Origin of the sequence: Burkholderia metallica, assembly GCF_902832845.1 — a bacterium.
In the GTDB taxonomy this organism is placed as follows: Bacteria; Pseudomonadota; Gammaproteobacteria; order Burkholderiales; family Burkholderiaceae; genus Burkholderia; species Burkholderia metallica.
In genome coordinates, this window is record NZ_CADFDB010000005.1 from 264,506 (window position 1) to 278,260 (window position 13,755).

A 13,755-nucleotide genomic window follows, 5' to 3' on the forward strand; every position below is an offset into this window, starting at 1 on the left:
GCCCAACGCAGGTCACGACTGAAACAACCGAAAGACCGTTGCGACAAGAAAACGGTCTGGCAGGGCGCCAGGCCGTTTTCACAGGCGGATTGCGCCGGTCGGCACCGTCGCACCCCGGATGCTCACGCGTGCGACGCGACGAGCGAACGCAGGTAGGTCGGTACTTTCGCCTTCGCCGTCGCCTGCACCCGTGTCATGAGCGCGTGATCGATCCGGCCCAGCCCGTAAGTGCGCGCAATGTCGTGCTGCAACCGGCACCACAGATGGCCGGCCATTTCGGCATCGACCATCGCCCGGTGCGCACGGCCCGATTGGGGCAGTCGCAGCATCTCCACCAGGCTCGACAGGCGGTGACTCCGGGCATCCGGGTAGATACGTCGTGCCACGAGCATCGTGCACGCAAACGCGTGCTCGGCCGACATGCCGAGCAGGCCCAGTTCGGACTGCCAGAACCGCTTGTCGAAACCGGCGTTGTGGGCGACGACCGCATGCTTGCCGACGAACGCCGCAGCTTCCTTCATGACGGTCGACGCCGGCGGCGCCGATGCGATCATCTCGTTCGTGATGCCTGTCAGCGCGACGACATCGGACGGGATGCGTCTGCCCGCATTCATCAGGCTCTGGAAACGGTCGACGACTTGTCCGTCCCGGAGCAGGATGACGGCAATTTCGGTCGCACGGTCGCCCATGTTCGGCGAAAGTCCGGTTGTTTCGAAGTCCAGTACCGCAACGGTTTGCATGGTCGAATCCTGTTGCTTCACGCGGTGTCGTTCAGAGTGGCCGAGAGGGTAGCATCTTCGGGCACGCGACAGACTCGTTCTGCGCGGGAAACGATCCTCCGTGACGCGGCGACATGATCTCCCGCGCCGGCCGCGGTCATGCGCGCGCCGGGGAAGAGGGCAGTGTCGCGCGATAGCGCAGGTGAATCAGCGGATAAGCGCGCCCCTGTCCGTCGAGCGCCGATCGCCCGCAGCGCTCGAAGCCCAGCCGTTCGTAGAATCCCGCCGCCGCTTCGTTCTGCTCGTTGACGTCGGTCGACAGGTCGGGATGACGCCTGAGCGCCTCTTCCACCAGCAGGCGCCCGACACCCGCACCGTGATGAGCGGGATCGACGAACAACGCTTCCATGTGACTGCCGTCGAGCAGCATGAACCCGATCGCACGGTCGGTCTCGTCGACGGCGAGGTCGAGCGGCGCACCGGGCAGAAATGCGACGACTTCGGATTCGATCGCGCGACGGTCGTCGTCGCTCAGGAAGTGATGCGTGGCATCGACCGCGTTGCGCCAGATATCCAGCACGCGTGTGCGGTCTGCTTCGGTGGATTGGCGAATGCTGATCATGGGTTGGCCCATCCTTGATTTGTAATTTGAAGTTCGGCGCGAGGCCGGCACCGTCACGACTCCGACCGGGCGCTCGCAACGGGAGCGGGAAAGACGCTGGCGTGTCAGGAACGGGCGGGACGCGGCAGGCTGCCAAGGGCCGCCGCCCGCTCGATCGCTCGTTGAGCGACGTCGCGAACGCCCGCGCTCATTGGCACGTCATCGCGATCGAGTTCGGCGAGAGCGAACCAGCGCGCGTCGAGCGCATCGTCGCCGGCAGCCGGCGTGCCGCGCAACCAGCGGCACAGCACCGCGACCATGACGAAATGCAGGCGCACGTCGCCGGCAGCATCGTAATCGAACGCATCCAGTGCGGTAAAGGCGTCGAGTGCCTCGACGTCCACGGTCGTTTCTTCGGCGATTTCGCGCACGACCGCATGCGCAATCGATTCCCCCGCTTCGATCTTGCCGCCGGGAAAGCCCCAGCAGCCCGCATCGGGCGGATTGGCGCGGCGTACCAGCAGCACGTCGCGTTCGCGCAGGACGATGCCGATCACGGCAGGCACCGCGCGGACGGACGCCGTGACGGCGATCGAGGAGCGGGTCGAATCGGACATGGGTTGTCTATGCGCGGACGCGTTCGGTCGGGTGCGGCGCGCGGTGGCGATTCATCGCGCGTCGTCGGTGCGCCGCTCGATCGCGCGGATCACGGCGACCATGTCGTCCGCGCCATGTCCGGCCTGTTCGGTCTCGCCATACAGCGCGTGACAGATGTCGAGCAGCGGCGACGCAATGCCGATACTGCGCGCGGATTCGGCGACGAGTCGCGCATTTTTCAACACGTCGGTGATCGCGGCCTGCACCGAGAAATCGTCCGCGACGAGCTTGCCGAGCTTCACGCGCGACACGTCGCTCGCCATCGGGCCCGCGTTCAGCACGTCGGCGAAGCGGGCGAGATCGATGCCGTGACGTTGCGCGAAATGCGTGGCTTCGGTGAGGCCGGTGACCATCGTGATCAGGAACAGGTTCACGGCGAGCTTCATCGTCAACGCCGCCGGCACGTCGCCGCACACGAAGCTGTCGCGGCACAGCGGCTTCACGAGCGGGCGGACGGCATCGACATCGTCCGGTGCGCCGGCGAGCATCACGACGAGCTGGCCGGCCTCGGCCGGCTTGCGCGACCCCGAGACCGGCGCTTCGACGTAACGGCCGGACGCCGCCGCGATTTCGTCGGCCAGCGCGCGCGAATACTCGGGCGGATGCGTGCCCATGTTCACGATCGTATGTCCGGCGACGCGGTGGCCGAAATCGGTCGTGCCGCGCGCAAGGACCGCATCGGTCGCCGCGTCGTTCGCGAGCATCAGGATCACGGTGCGGCACGATGCGAACACGTCGTCGACGTGCTCGGCGACGCGCGCACCGGCGTCACGCAGTGCGTCGTCGTTGCCGTGCGACCGGCTCCACACGACGAGCGGCGTGCCGGCCCGCGCAAGATTGAGCGCCATCGGCGTGCCCATCACGCCGAGGCCGATGAATCCGACTGCGGTTTGCATGTTCTGGCTCCCACGACGGGTGGAGACGATCGTGGGCGTCAGTATCGCAGCGTTTTCGTACGCCTGCCATTGCGCCCGCGCGAGCGCTGCCGCGTCGAAGCCGCTACGCGAAGTCGGCCAGGTACGGCCACGGATAGATGCCGCGCGCATGGCCGTCGCCGAACAGGAAGCGGATGCCGTAGCCGAGCGCTTCCACGCCCTCCAGCGTCAGGCCGGGCCGCGCGTCGATCCGGCCGCCGTCGAACCGGATCTTGCGGCATTCGGCGCACGGGCATGCGCTGCGCAGCCGTGCATAGTCGATGCGCTGCGTATCGCCGTCGGGCCAGCGCAGGGTCAGCGCGCGCGCCGGATGATCGAGTGCGATTTCGGTCGGTGCGATCATCGCGGCGCATCGTCGATTTGCCGGATCGCGATCCGCACGGCCTTGCGGACTTCCGGGTCGCGATCTTCCAGCGCAGCGTGCAGCGCGGGCAGCGTCGCACGGTCGCGCAATTCGCCGAGCGCGAGCGCCGCTTCCTTGCGAAGATTGCTGATCGTGTGCGAGAGCAGTGCGGCGACGGCCGGCGCCGCGGCCGCGTCGCGCAGTTGTCCGAGCGCGCGCGCGGCCCGCAGGCGCACTTGCCAGTAGTCGTCGTCGAGCGCGGCGACGAGCGGCTCGCGCGCGGCCGCGATGCGCAGCTTGCCGAGCGTGGCGGCCGCTTCCTCGCGCACCTGCCATGCGGCGTCGCGCAGCGCGGCAAGCAACGCGGCGGCGGCTGCTGCGTCATCCGCCGCCGCGAACCCGATTGAGCCGACCGCGGCGCGCCGGACGTCCGCTTCGGCGTCCGTCGTCGCGACACGTGCGAGCGGCGCCAGCGCGCGCGTGTCCCGCAGCCAGCCGAGCACGACGACCGCCTCCGCGCGGACGGCAGCGGTGTGTGCGTCGAGTGCGCGCAGCGCGGGCGCAAACGCGTCGGGGTCGCGCAATTCGCGCAAACCGCGCAGCACGGCACCTTGCACGAACGGCTCCGGCCGGTCGGTCCAGCGGCACAGCACTGCACCCGATGCCGCGTCCTTCAGTTCGGACAGGCTTTGCGCGGCGGCGGCGCGCACACGCTCGTCCGGATCGAGCAGCGTGCGGCACAGCGCATCGACGACATCGGGCTGCTCCCACGCGCCGAGCACGCGCGCAGCTTCGCTGCGCACGTCGGCCGAAGGATCGTCGCGCAGCGCCGCGATGAACGACGGCACGAGTTCGGGCGCCTCGAGATCGGCGAGTTCGAGCAGCGCCACGCGGCGCACCGGCGCATCGGGGGCGGCGAGGCGCGCGACAAGCGCGGCGTGGTCGGCGGTCGGCACGTCGGGCAGTGGGAAAGCGGAGGAAGAGACGGTCATGGGAGCGAGGTCGGGGCAATGAGTGGGCGGGTAGGCGTGCTCAGGTACTTGCCGGTGCGCGGCAGGTACGTGTCGAGCCGATGCGGTTCGCGGATCGGCAGGCGGCCGGTTGCGCAGTCGATCGTCGTGTCCTGCGTGCGGATCGCCACGCGGATCGTCTCCGCCTGCGAGAAACCGGTGGCCGTGATCGCGGTCGATGCGGCAAGCAGGCGGAACATGCGTCGCGTTCCTTTCATGTGTCGTGCGTTCGATGAAAAGGGATCGATGCACCGATGGCGCATCGTTTCAGCGCAGCAGATAAGGGATCTCGACCTTGACCGCGCCGGTCGGGCAGTCGCGCTCGCACGGCATGCAGTACCAGCATTCGTCGAACTGCATGTAGGCCTTGCCTTTGGTCAGGTCGATCGCGAGCAGGTCGAGCGGGCACACGTCGACGCAGACGGTGCATCCCTTGTCGGCGATGCACAGGGCCTCGTCGATCGTCACGGGGGCGCTGCTGCGCTGGAAGATGTCGTGCGGGGTATGGGGCATGGCAGGTTCCTCAAAGGGCGGCCGCGAGCGCGGCCGGTTCGCGGATGCGCAACTGCGCATAGGCGCCGCGTTCGTCGTCGGGGAGCGGCACGACGTACGGTTCGATCGGCCGCTTCTCGCTGCGCATCGCGCCGTCGGCGTCCTTGCGCAGCCAAGTGTGGCAGAACCATTCGGCGTCGTTGCGATGCGGGAAGTCGACCCGATGGTGGTACAACCCCCAGCGGCTCTCGGTGCGAAACAGCGACGCACGCGCGGCCATTTCCGCGCAGTCGCGGATCGCGCGCACTTCGGCCGCGCGCATCAGTTCGTGCGGATTGTTCGCCTTTATTTCTTCGATATCCTCAGTAATTCCGTCAAAGCGTTGCAGGCCGATTTCCATCTTGCGCGTCACCTTCGGCGGTTGCAGATAGTCGTTGACCATCCGGCGCAGCTTGTACTCGACCTGCGCCGGAGCGAGGCCGCGTTCGCGCAGCAGCGGGGCGAGCACGCGCGCGCGCTCGGCCGCGACCTGTTCGTCGTCCACCGGCGCATGCGCACGGCCGGCCACGTAGTCGGCCGCGTTCTGCCCGGCAAACCAGCCGTACGTGAATGCGCCGAGCATGTAGTTGTGCGGGACGGCGGCCATGTCGCCGGCCGCGTAGAGCCCGGGCACGGTGGTTTCCGCACGCGCGTTCACGTACACGCCGGACGCGCTGTGGCCGCTGCAGAACCCGATCTCGGAGATGTGCATCTCGACCATCTGGCGGCGGTAGTCGGTGCCGCGTCCCGCATGGAAGCGGCCGCGGCTCGGCCGCTCGTTCGTATGCAGGATCTGCTCGATGGTCTGGATCGTTTCTTCCGCGAGATGGTCGAGCTTCAGGAACACCGGGCCGTTGCCGCTTTGCAGCTCCTGGTGGAACTCCCACATCATCTGGCCGCTCCAGTAGTCGCATTCGATGAAGCGTTCGCCCTTGCCGTTCGCGGTAAAGCCGCCGAGCGGGCCGGTGACGTACGCGCACGCCGGGCCGTTGTAGTCCTTGATCAACGGATTGATCTGGAAGCATTCGAGATTCGCGAGCGCGGCGCCGGCGTGATAGGCCATCGCGTAGCCGTCGCCCGCGTTGGTCGGGTTCTCGTACGTGCCCATCAGGTAGCCCGACGCCGGCAGGCCGAGGCGGCCGGCCGCGCCGCAGCAGAGAATCACGGCCTTGGCGCGGATCACGTGGAATTCGGCGGTGCGGCAGTCGAAGCCGAGCACGCCGCTTGCGCGGCCCTGCGCGTCGGTCAGCACGCGCGTCGCGACGATCCGGTTCGTGATCGCGATGCGCGCGCGCTTCAGTTGCCGGTACAGCACCTTCTTGATGTCGTGTCCTTCCGGCATCGGCAGCACGTACGAACCCATGTGATGGACCTTCTTCACCGCGTAGTCGCCGGTGCCGTCCTTCTCGAACTTCACGCCCCAGCGGTCGAGCTGCTCGATCGTCGCATGGCTGTGCGTCGCATACGCGTACACGGCTTCCTGGTCGACGATCCCGTCGTTGGCGATCGTGATCTCGCGCGTGTACTGTTCGGGCGTCGCATGGCCGGGGATCACCGCGTTGTTCAGGCCGTCCATGCCCATCGAGATCGCGCCGCTGCGCTTCACGTTGGCTTTTTCGAGCAGCAGCACGCGCAGGGACGGGTCGCGCTCCTTCGCCTTGATCGCCGCCATCGGGCCGGCGGTGCCGCCGCCGACCACGACGATGTCGTATTCGAGTACATGGGTCGTCATCGTTGTTTCCTTGCAGGTTGGCGCGGTTTCTGCCGATCGATGCGCAGCCGGTACTGGAAGGCGTCGCCGCGGAAGTAGAGGTATTCGTAGTCGATCGGCGCGCCCGACGCGTCGTGCGTGAGGCGCTCGATGCGCAGTACGGGGCTGCTTTCCTCGACGTGCAGCGCATCGACGATCTCGTCGTCGGCGAGGATCGCGTCGATCGACACGTCGGCATGGCCGAGCGGGATGCCGCAGTCGTTTTCCAGGACCAGGAAGATGTCGCGGGTCGCGAGATCGGCGCCCGCGAGACGCTTGCCGAGCGCTTCCGGCACCCAGGTCTGTTCGAGCGACACGGGCTCGCGATTGAGCAGCCGCACGCGATGAATCTCGACGAGCGGCGCGCCTTCGGTCACGTTCAGCTTCGTCGCGAGATGGCGATCGGCCTTGACGGTGCGGAAGCTGCGCACCTGGTTGACGATCTCGTAGCCCATCGACGACATCGCCTCGGCGAACCCCTGCAGCGACGTCACGTTCTGGAACGCCTTCGGCTTCGACACGAAGGTGCCCTTGCCGTGCAGCTTGAACAGCAGTCCTTCCTTCTGCAGATCGCCGAGCGCCTGGCGCACCGTGATGCGGCTCACGTCGAACATCGCGCAGAGCTCGTGCTCGGACGGCATCCGGCTGTGCGGCGCATAGGTGCCGTCGAGAATGCGCGCGCGCAGCGTGTCCTTGATCTGCACGTAGAGCGGGGCCGCCGACAGCGGCACGACGTTGGGGGAGGTCATCGGTCAACTTGTTATGACAAGATGGGGCGAGTGTAGTCAGTGCGATCGCGCGTCCCAACCAACGATTTCTGATTTCGACTTTCCGATTCCGGAAAAGCACGGTGGCCGGGCCGCCCGTCGCGGCCGGAGCGGATCGGCAGATAATCAAAGCATTCATTGGTCGGTGCGCCGCGCGTGTCGATTTCCCGATGCGTCGCCCGTCATATCGATGTCGACCGGGCATTGCGCCGCGCACGCGGGCCGCACCCGGTTTCCGAAAAGGGTCGAAACGAATCAGGAGGCGCTACATGCCGGATTCCCGATACCGCTGGGTGATCGTCGCCGCGGGCGGCCTGATGGGCTGCATCGCGATCGGCGCGATGTTTTCGCTGCCGGTGTTCCTGCGCGCGATCGCGCGCGACACGGGCTGGTCGATGACCGGCATTTCCGCCGCGATGACGCTCGGCTTCATCGCGATGGCGTTCGCGAGCATCGCGTGGGGCAGCCTGTCGGACCGCATCGGCACGCGCCCGGTCGTCATGACCGGCGCCGTGCTGCTGGCGGCCAGCCTGGCGCTGGCGAGCCGCGCACCGTCGCTGCTCGCGTTCCAGCTCACGTTCGGCCTCGCCGTGGGCGGTGCGACGGCCGCGATCTTCGCGCCGATGATGGCGTGCGTGACCGGCTGGTTCGACACGCACCGCAGCCTGGCGGTGTCGCTCGTGTCGGCCGGCATGGGGATGGCGCCGATGACGATGGCGCCGCTCGCCGCGTGGCTCGTGTCGGTGCGCGACTGGCGCACGTCGATGCTGCTGATCGCGGCGCTGGCGGCCGTCGTGATGATCCCGGCGTCGCTGCTGGTGCGCCGGGCGCCCGCGCTCGACCGCACGCATGCGGCCCCGGTGGCGTCGGCGCCCGCCGGCGAGCCCGCGGCGATGTCGGTCGCGGATGCGCTGCGTTCGCCGCAGTTCGTCGTGCTGCTGCTGACCAACTTCCTCTGCTGCGCGACGCACTCGGGCCCGATCTTCCATACGGTCAGCTACGCGGTGACGTGCGGGATCCCGCTGATCGTCGCGGTGTCGATCTACAGCGTCGAAGGGCTCGCCGGCATGGGCGGCCGGCTCGCGTTCGGGATTCTCGGCGACCGCCTCGGCGCGAAACGCATGCTGGTGGCGGGGCTGCTCGCGCAGGCGCTCGGCGCGCTCGGCTACTACTTCGTGCGCACGCTCGACGGCTTCTACGCGGTCGCGACGTTCTTCGGTTTCATCTATGCGGGCGTGATGCCGCTGTATTCGGTGCTCGCGCGCGAAAACTTCCCGCTGCGGATGATGGGCACCGTGATCGGCGGCTGCGCGATGGCCGGCAGCCTCGGGATGGCCGCGGGGCCGGTGGCCGGCGGCCTGATCGTCGATACGTTCGGCAGTTACGGCGGGCTGTACGTCGGTTCGTTCGCGATCGGCGTCGGCGCGTTCCTGATGGCGACGATGTTCCGACCGTTCGCGAACGCGCGGCGGGAAACGGCGGCTGCCTGAGTCGGGCGAAATGGCGGCAGGGGGTTGGCGTTTTTCCGCAACGGCATGGCCTGAGCTGCATCTTTCCGATTGAAAAGACGGCCGACACCGGCCGCATTTGCCGGTGTCGATACGGCCCACAGCCCGCTGCAGCGCAGCAGCGTGGCAAATGATGCCGATCGGCGCGCATGGGCCGCGATTCGGCCCCTAAAAAGCGCAATATCGAGCATATATTCGAAGGGCCTGTCATACCGGCGTCACCCTGCTAGAATTCGGCCTGCCGCATTGTTCCGATTGACTGATGAGATTGCTTGACGCCCTGGTCGAACAACGTATTGCCGCCGCCGCCGCGCGGGGCGAGTTCGACGATTTGCCGGGTACCGGCGCGCCGCAGGCGCTGGATGACGACCTGCTCGTGCCCGAGGAGGTGCGGGTGGCCAACCGTATCCTGAAGAACGCGGGCTTCGTGCCGCCGGCCGTCGAACAATTGCGCGCGCTGCGCAACCTGCATGACGAAGTGCAGGCGGTCAGCGACCGTGCCGCGCGCTGCCGGCTGCAGGCGAAGATCCTCGCGCTCGACATGGCGCTCGAATCGCTGCGCGGCGGCCCGATGGTGATGCCGCGCGATTACTGCCGCCGCATCGCGGAGCGCCTGTGCGAGCGCGGGCTCGACGAAGCGTCCGCCGAAGCGGGGCCGATGTGACGTCCGACGCGCTGGACGACGCAGCCCGGCCGGCCGCTGCCCCGGCGATCGAACCCGCCGCCGATTCCCCCGTTCCCGAAGCCGCGCCCGTATCGGCGCGCGACCTGCATTTCATGCGTCTCGCGCAGGCCGCCGCCGAAGAGGCGCGCGCGGCCGGCGAAGTGCCGGTCGGCGCGGTGCTCGTGCGCGGCGACGAAGTGATCGCGCGCGGCTTCAATCATCCGATCGGCGGGCACGACCCGTCGGCCCATGCGGAAATGGCCGCGCTGCGCATGGCCGCGCAGCATTTGCGCAACTACCGGATGCCCGGCTGCGAGCTGTACGTGACGCTCGAGCCGTGCCTGATGTGCGCGGGCGCGATCATGCACGCGCGCATCGCACGGGTGGTCTACGGTGCCGCCGACCCGAAGACGGGCGCGTGCGGCAGCGTGATCGACGCGTTCGCGAATCCGCAGCTCAATCACCACACCGAAGTGACCGGCGGGGTGCTTGCCGACGAGTGCGGCGCCGCGCTGAAGTCGTTCTTCGCCGAGCGCCGTCGCGCGCTGCGCGAAGCGCGGCTGGCTCGCGACGCCGAATCCGGCGCATCATAGGCGGCCCGCCGCGCCCGTACGGTTCCGTGAACCGGAGACGGTTCGGACCCTCTAAGCAGGTTTGACGACCCGACACCCTTCACCATGTCCTTTCAGCCCGCCGCGTCCTACACCATCCGGCTGCTCGCGCCGTCCGGCTATCCGCACGACCCCGACGCGATCAACCGCGCGCTCGAGCGCCTCAGCACCGCGCAGCACCGCATCGAGAACATCGAAGCGACGCAGCGGCGCTTCCAGCGGTTCGGCGGCACCGACGGCGAGCGGGCAGGCGACCTGAACCGCCTCGCCGATCCCGAGCGGCCGCTGCCGGACATCGCGCTGGCGGTGCGCGGCGGCTACGGCGCGGCGCGCATCCTGCACGGGCTCGACTATCGCGGGCTCGAACGCAGGCTGCGCGACCAGCCGGTCGCGCTCGTCGGCCACAGCGACTTCACCGCGCTCCAGCTCGCGCTGTACGCGAAGGCGCGCATCAAGACGTTCGGCGGCCCGATGCTGTCGGCCGACTTCGGCGCGCAAACGCCGAGCGATTTCACGATGCAGCACTTCTGGCAGACGCTGACGCAGCCGAGCACGACGATCGTCGCCGAAGCGCCGCAGGTGCAGGCCGTCAACGTGACGGGCACGCTGTGGGGCGGCAACCTCGCGATCCTCTCGTCGCTCGTCGGCACGCCGTACATGCCCGACATCGAAGGCGGGATCCTGTTCATCGAGGACGTCAACGAGCAGCCGTTCCGGATCGAACGGATGATCTATCAGCTGCACCTGTCGGGGCTGCTCGCGCGTCAGCAGGCGCTCGTGCTCGGCCAGTTCACCGGCGCGCGGCCGTTCGAGTACGACAACGGCTACGACATGCAGACGATGATCGACCAGGTGCGGGCGGTGATCGGGATCCCGGTCGTCACGGGGCTCCAGTTCGGCCACGTGCCAGACCTGTTGACGCTCCCGTTCGGCGCGCAGGCGCAACTGGTCGCGAACGCGCACGGTTTCCGGCTCACGCTGTCGGACTATCCTCATCTCGGCTGATGCCGGCGCGATCGATCGAGAGGCGGGGTAACCCGCCTTTTTCTTTATGTAAATACGCAACTAACGGTCGAGAATTTTGCCGACGTCGACAGGGCTTTCGCCGAATTGTGCACCGATTTTGTCAACAAAATAGCCGAGAGGGTATACGACGAGAAGGGCCTCTGTCGTACGTCTTGGCCTTGTCGTGCATGGATTTGACGCATCGTGCACCGAACAGGGACGCATGAATGCACGTCGATTGTGCGCATTGCCGGAAAAGAATTGTTGACAATCTTTATGTCCGCCCTAGGATAAGGATCATCACACGATGCCGATCATGAACGAGCCCGAATCCCACCTGCCCGGTGCAGCCAGTCCCGAAGCGATCGCCGAGCGCATCCGCACGGCGATCCTCGAGCATCGGCTCGCGCCCGGCGCGAAGCTGACGGAGGCGCAGCTGTGCGACGTGTTCGGTGTGAAGCGCGGGACGATTCGCCAGGCGCTCGCGCAGCTCGCGACCGACAAGCTGGTCGATCTCGAGCCGAACCGCGGGGCGTTCGTCGCGAGCCCGACGCTGCAGGACGTGCACGAGGTGTTCGAGATGCGCCGGATCATCGAGCTGGCGGTGGTCGAGCGGCTCGCGACCGGGCCCGGCGCGAAGCGGCTGAAAGGTGTCGCCGCACTGATCGAGAAGGAACGCAAGGCGTTCGAGCGTCACGACTTCGCGGCCTGGATCCGGCTGTCGGGCGAATTCCATACGGCGCTTGCCACGCTGATGGGCAATGCGACGCTCAGCGCGTGCCTCGAAGGGCTCGTCGCACGCTCGACGCTGATGTCGGCGCTGTACGAATCGCACGGGCGCAGCCCGTGCTCGTGCGACGACCACGACGAGATCCTCGGCGCGCTGGAGGCGGGCGATCCGAAGCGGGCGGTGACGCTGATGGCGCACCACCTGCAGCATGTCGAACTGAAGATGCTGGACCGGCCCGCGCAAGGGCAGGTCGATTTGCGCGAAGTGTTCGGCGGCGCCTGAGCGGCGACGCGAACCCGGCTGCGCGCCACAAGAACGAGCGAAATGCAGGCCCGCGGTGTTTGCCGCGGGCCGCTGGTCCGACTCCGGGCGTCGATCCGGAGCGATATCGATGACAGTGGAGCGGCCACGCGGCCGCGTCAAGGAGAAGTCATGGCTCAGTTCAGTGTGGCGCACGACAGCGCCTATCCGGCGGAAGAAGGCGGCGACGGCGGCGACCCGACGTTGCCGAATGGTTACAGCGAACGTTTGTACAACGAAGATTTGGCCCCCCTTAAAAATCAGACATGGGGGTCGTACAACATCTTCGCGTTCTGGATGTCGGACGTGCACAGCGTCGGCGGCTACGTGTTCGCGGGCAGCCTGTTCGCGCTCGGGCTGACGAGCTGGCAGGTGCTGATCGCGCTGATCGTCGGCATCGGCCTCGTGAACGTCTTGTGCAACCTGATCGCGCGGCCGAGCCAGCAGATCGGCGTGCCGTATCCGGTCGCGTGCCGTGCGACGTTCGGCGTGCTCGGCGCAAACGTGCCGGCCGTGATCCGCGGGCTGATCGCGATCGCGTGGTACGGCATCCAGACCTATCTCGCGTCGAGTGCGCTCGTGATCGTCGTGCTGAAATTCGTCCCGCAATGGCTGCCTTATGCGGACGTCCACCATTATGGTTTTCTCGGACTGTCGGCGGTCGGCTGGGCCGGCTTCATGCTGCTGTGGGTGCTGCAGGCGTTCGTGTTCTGGAACGGGATGGAGACGATCAAGAAGTTCATCGACTTCGCGGGCCCGGCCGTCTACGTCGTGATGTTCGTCCTCGCCGGCTACATGGTGTGGCGCGCGGGCTGGCGCAACATCGGCATCAACCTCGGTGGCGTCAAGTATCACGGCGCGGAAGTGATCCCGGTGATGATCACCGCGGTGTCGCTCGTCGTGTCGTACTTCTCCGGGCCGATGCTGAATTTCGGCGATTTCTCGCGCTACTGCCGCTCGTTCGGCGAAGTGAAGCGCGGCAATTTCTGGGGGCTGCCGGTCAACTTCCTCGCGTTCTCGCTCGTCACGGTGATCACGACGGCCGCGACGCTGCCGGTGTTCGGCCAGCTCATCACCGACCCCGTCGAGACGGTCGGCCGCATCGACCATCCGACCGCGGTGATCCTCGGTGCGCTGACGTTCACGATTGCGACGATCGGCATCAACATCGTCGCGAACTTCGTGTCGCCCGCGTTCGACTTCTCGAATGTCGCGCCGCGGCTGATCAGCTGGCGCGCGGGCGGGATGCTCGCGGCCGTCGCGTCGATCTTCATCACGCCGTGGAACCTGTTCAACAACCCGGCCGTGATCCACTACACGCTCGACGTGCTCGGCGCGTTCATCGGCCCGCTGTACGGCGTGCTGATCGCCGACTTCTACCTCGTCAAGCGCGGCCGGCTCGTGCGCGACGACCTGTACACGATGTCCGAGAGCGGCACGTACTGGTACACGGGCGGCGTGAACCGCCGTGCGCTCGCGGCACTGCTGCCGGCCGCGGTGATCGCGGTCGCCTGCGTGATGATGCCGGGCTGGCAGGGCGTCGCGAACTTCTCGTGGTTCATCGGAGCGGGGCTCGGCTTCGTGTTCTACCGGTTGCTCGCGGGCACGAAGGCGTAAGGAGCGT

Annotated in this window: 15 protein-coding genes and 1 pseudogene; 6 read left to right on the forward strand and 10 right to left on the reverse strand. The window is 67.4% G+C overall.

Translation table 11 applies throughout. The annotated features are described in order from the left end of the window. Positions 1-122: 122 nt before the first annotated feature. From HWX08_RS16590 to HWX08_RS16635, 10 genes and pseudogenes are all read right to left on the reverse strand, one after another. On the reverse strand, positions 123-740 hold the full coding sequence (locus HWX08_RS16590) for a 3'-5' exonuclease (RefSeq protein WP_174920548.1): 618 nt from the start codon (positions 738-740) through the stop codon (positions 123-125). 136 nt (positions 741-876) lie between these two features. Further along, on the reverse strand, positions 877-1,341 hold the full coding sequence (locus tag HWX08_RS16595; protein ID WP_174920493.1) for an acetyltransferase: 465 nt from the start codon (positions 1,339-1,341) through the stop codon (positions 877-879). 104 nt (positions 1,342-1,445) lie between these two features. Beyond that, entirely contained in the window at positions 1,446-1,937 is a 492-nt protein-coding gene (locus HWX08_RS16600; protein ID WP_174920494.1) for an NUDIX hydrolase, read from the reverse strand. Between the two features lie 51 nt (positions 1,938-1,988). Beyond that, on the reverse strand, positions 1,989-3,023 hold the full coding sequence (locus tag HWX08_RS16605) for an NAD(P)-dependent oxidoreductase (protein ID WP_264162008.1): 1,035 nt from the start codon (positions 3,021-3,023) through the stop codon (positions 1,989-1,991). Continuing rightward, a complete protein-coding gene (locus tag HWX08_RS16610; protein WP_174920495.1) occupies positions 2,977-3,255 on the reverse strand; it encodes a gamma-butyrobetaine hydroxylase-like domain-containing protein in 279 nt (92 codons plus the stop codon). Before HWX08_RS16610 ends, HWX08_RS16605 begins: the two co-directional genes overlap by 47 nt. Continuing rightward, complete coding sequence (locus HWX08_RS16615) at positions 3,252-4,247, reverse strand: HEAT repeat domain-containing protein (protein WP_174920496.1); 996 nt, start codon at positions 4,245-4,247, stop codon at positions 3,252-3,254. Before HWX08_RS16615 ends, HWX08_RS16610 begins: the two co-directional genes overlap by 4 nt. Positions 4,248-4,291: 44 nt before the next feature. After that, positions 4,292-4,483 (reverse strand): annotated as a pseudogene (locus tag HWX08_RS16620) (ABC transporter substrate-binding protein); the annotation flags it as partial. Positions 4,484-4,532: 49 nt separating this feature from the next. After that, the gene (locus tag HWX08_RS16625) at positions 4,533-4,778 is read right to left on the reverse strand and encodes a 4Fe-4S dicluster domain-containing protein (protein ID WP_069256947.1); all 246 of its coding nucleotides are present in this window, start codon (positions 4,776-4,778) and stop codon (positions 4,533-4,535) included. Between the two features lie 10 nt (positions 4,779-4,788). Beyond that, positions 4,789-6,528, reverse strand: a complete 1,740-nt coding sequence (locus HWX08_RS16630) for a fumarate reductase/succinate dehydrogenase flavoprotein subunit (protein WP_174920497.1) — start codon at positions 6,526-6,528, stop codon at positions 4,789-4,791. Next, entirely contained in the window at positions 6,525-7,295 is a 771-nt protein-coding gene (locus HWX08_RS16635) for a GntR family transcriptional regulator (protein ID WP_069256945.1), read from the reverse strand. The genes HWX08_RS16630 and HWX08_RS16635 overlap by 4 nt, the downstream gene beginning before the upstream one ends. A 287-nt stretch (positions 7,296-7,582) precedes the next feature. On the opposite strand from HWX08_RS16635, the gene HWX08_RS16640 reads away from it, so the two are divergent. The 6 genes from HWX08_RS16640 (at position 7,583) to HWX08_RS16665 (ending at position 13,748) form a co-directional block, all read left to right on the forward strand. Beyond that, entirely contained in the window at positions 7,583-8,803 is a 1,221-nt protein-coding gene (locus HWX08_RS16640; protein WP_069256944.1) for an MFS transporter, read from the forward strand. Positions 8,804-9,083: 280 nt separating this feature from the next. Continuing rightward, the gene (locus tag HWX08_RS16645; RefSeq protein WP_006478536.1) at positions 9,084-9,485 is read left to right on the forward strand and encodes a DnaJ family domain-containing protein; all 402 of its coding nucleotides are present in this window, start codon (positions 9,084-9,086) and stop codon (positions 9,483-9,485) included. Continuing rightward, entirely contained in the window at positions 9,482-10,078 is a 597-nt protein-coding gene (tadA, locus tag HWX08_RS16650) for a tRNA adenosine(34) deaminase TadA (protein WP_174920498.1), read from the forward strand. The genes HWX08_RS16645 and tadA overlap by 4 nt, the downstream gene beginning before the upstream one ends. A gap of 84 nt (positions 10,079-10,162) precedes the next feature. Then, positions 10,163-11,101 (forward strand): muramoyltetrapeptide carboxypeptidase, encoded by a 939-nt coding sequence (gene ldcA, locus HWX08_RS16655; RefSeq protein ID WP_069256942.1) that lies wholly within the window; start codon positions 10,163-10,165, stop codon positions 11,099-11,101. A 307-nt stretch (positions 11,102-11,408) separates the two neighbouring features. Next, a complete protein-coding gene (locus HWX08_RS16660; RefSeq protein ID WP_069256941.1) occupies positions 11,409-12,113 on the forward strand; it encodes a GntR family transcriptional regulator in 705 nt (234 codons plus the stop codon). A gap of 150 nt (positions 12,114-12,263) precedes the next feature. Next, complete coding sequence (locus HWX08_RS16665; protein WP_174920499.1) at positions 12,264-13,748, forward strand: NCS1 family nucleobase:cation symporter-1; 1,485 nt, start codon at positions 12,264-12,266, stop codon at positions 13,746-13,748. Positions 13,749-13,755: the final 7 nt, after the last annotated feature.

Bases quoted from the DNA above. Each gene is read 5' to 3' on its own strand.
- HWX08_RS16590 (WP_174920548.1), bottom strand. From the start codon at position 740: ATGCAAACCGTTGCGGTACTGGACTTCGAAACAACCGGACTTTCGCCG.
- HWX08_RS16595 (WP_174920493.1), bottom strand. From the start codon at position 1,341: ATGATCAGCATTCGCCAATCCACCGAAGCAGACCGCACACGCGTGCTG.
- HWX08_RS16600 (WP_174920494.1), bottom strand. From the start codon at position 1,937: ATGTCCGATTCGACCCGCTCCTCGATCGCCGTCACGGCGTCCGTCCGC.
- HWX08_RS16605 (WP_264162008.1), bottom strand. From the start codon at position 3,023: ATGCGCGCGGCATCTATCCGTGGCCGTACCTGGCCGACTTCGCGTAGC.
- HWX08_RS16610 (WP_174920495.1), bottom strand. From the start codon at position 3,255: ATGATCGCACCGACCGAAATCGCACTCGATCATCCGGCGCGCGCGCTG.
- HWX08_RS16615 (WP_174920496.1), bottom strand. From the start codon at position 4,247: ATGACCGTCTCTTCCTCCGCTTTCCCACTGCCCGACGTGCCGACCGCC.
- HWX08_RS16625 (WP_069256947.1), bottom strand. From the start codon at position 4,778: ATGCCCCATACCCCGCACGACATCTTCCAGCGCAGCAGCGCCCCCGTG.
- HWX08_RS16630 (WP_174920497.1), bottom strand. From the start codon at position 6,528: ATGACGACCCATGTACTCGAATACGACATCGTCGTGGTCGGCGGCGGC.
- HWX08_RS16635 (WP_069256945.1), bottom strand. From the start codon at position 7,295: ATGACCTCCCCCAACGTCGTGCCGCTGTCGGCGGCCCCGCTCTACGTG.
- HWX08_RS16640 (WP_069256944.1), top strand. From the start codon at position 7,583: ATGCCGGATTCCCGATACCGCTGGGTGATCGTCGCCGCGGGCGGCCTG.
- HWX08_RS16645 (WP_006478536.1), top strand. From the start codon at position 9,084: ATGAGATTGCTTGACGCCCTGGTCGAACAACGTATTGCCGCCGCCGCC.
- ldcA (WP_069256942.1), top strand. From the start codon at position 10,163: ATGTCCTTTCAGCCCGCCGCGTCCTACACCATCCGGCTGCTCGCGCCG.
- HWX08_RS16660 (WP_069256941.1), top strand. From the start codon at position 11,409: ATGCCGATCATGAACGAGCCCGAATCCCACCTGCCCGGTGCAGCCAGT.
- HWX08_RS16665 (WP_174920499.1), top strand. From the start codon at position 12,264: ATGGCTCAGTTCAGTGTGGCGCACGACAGCGCCTATCCGGCGGAAGAA.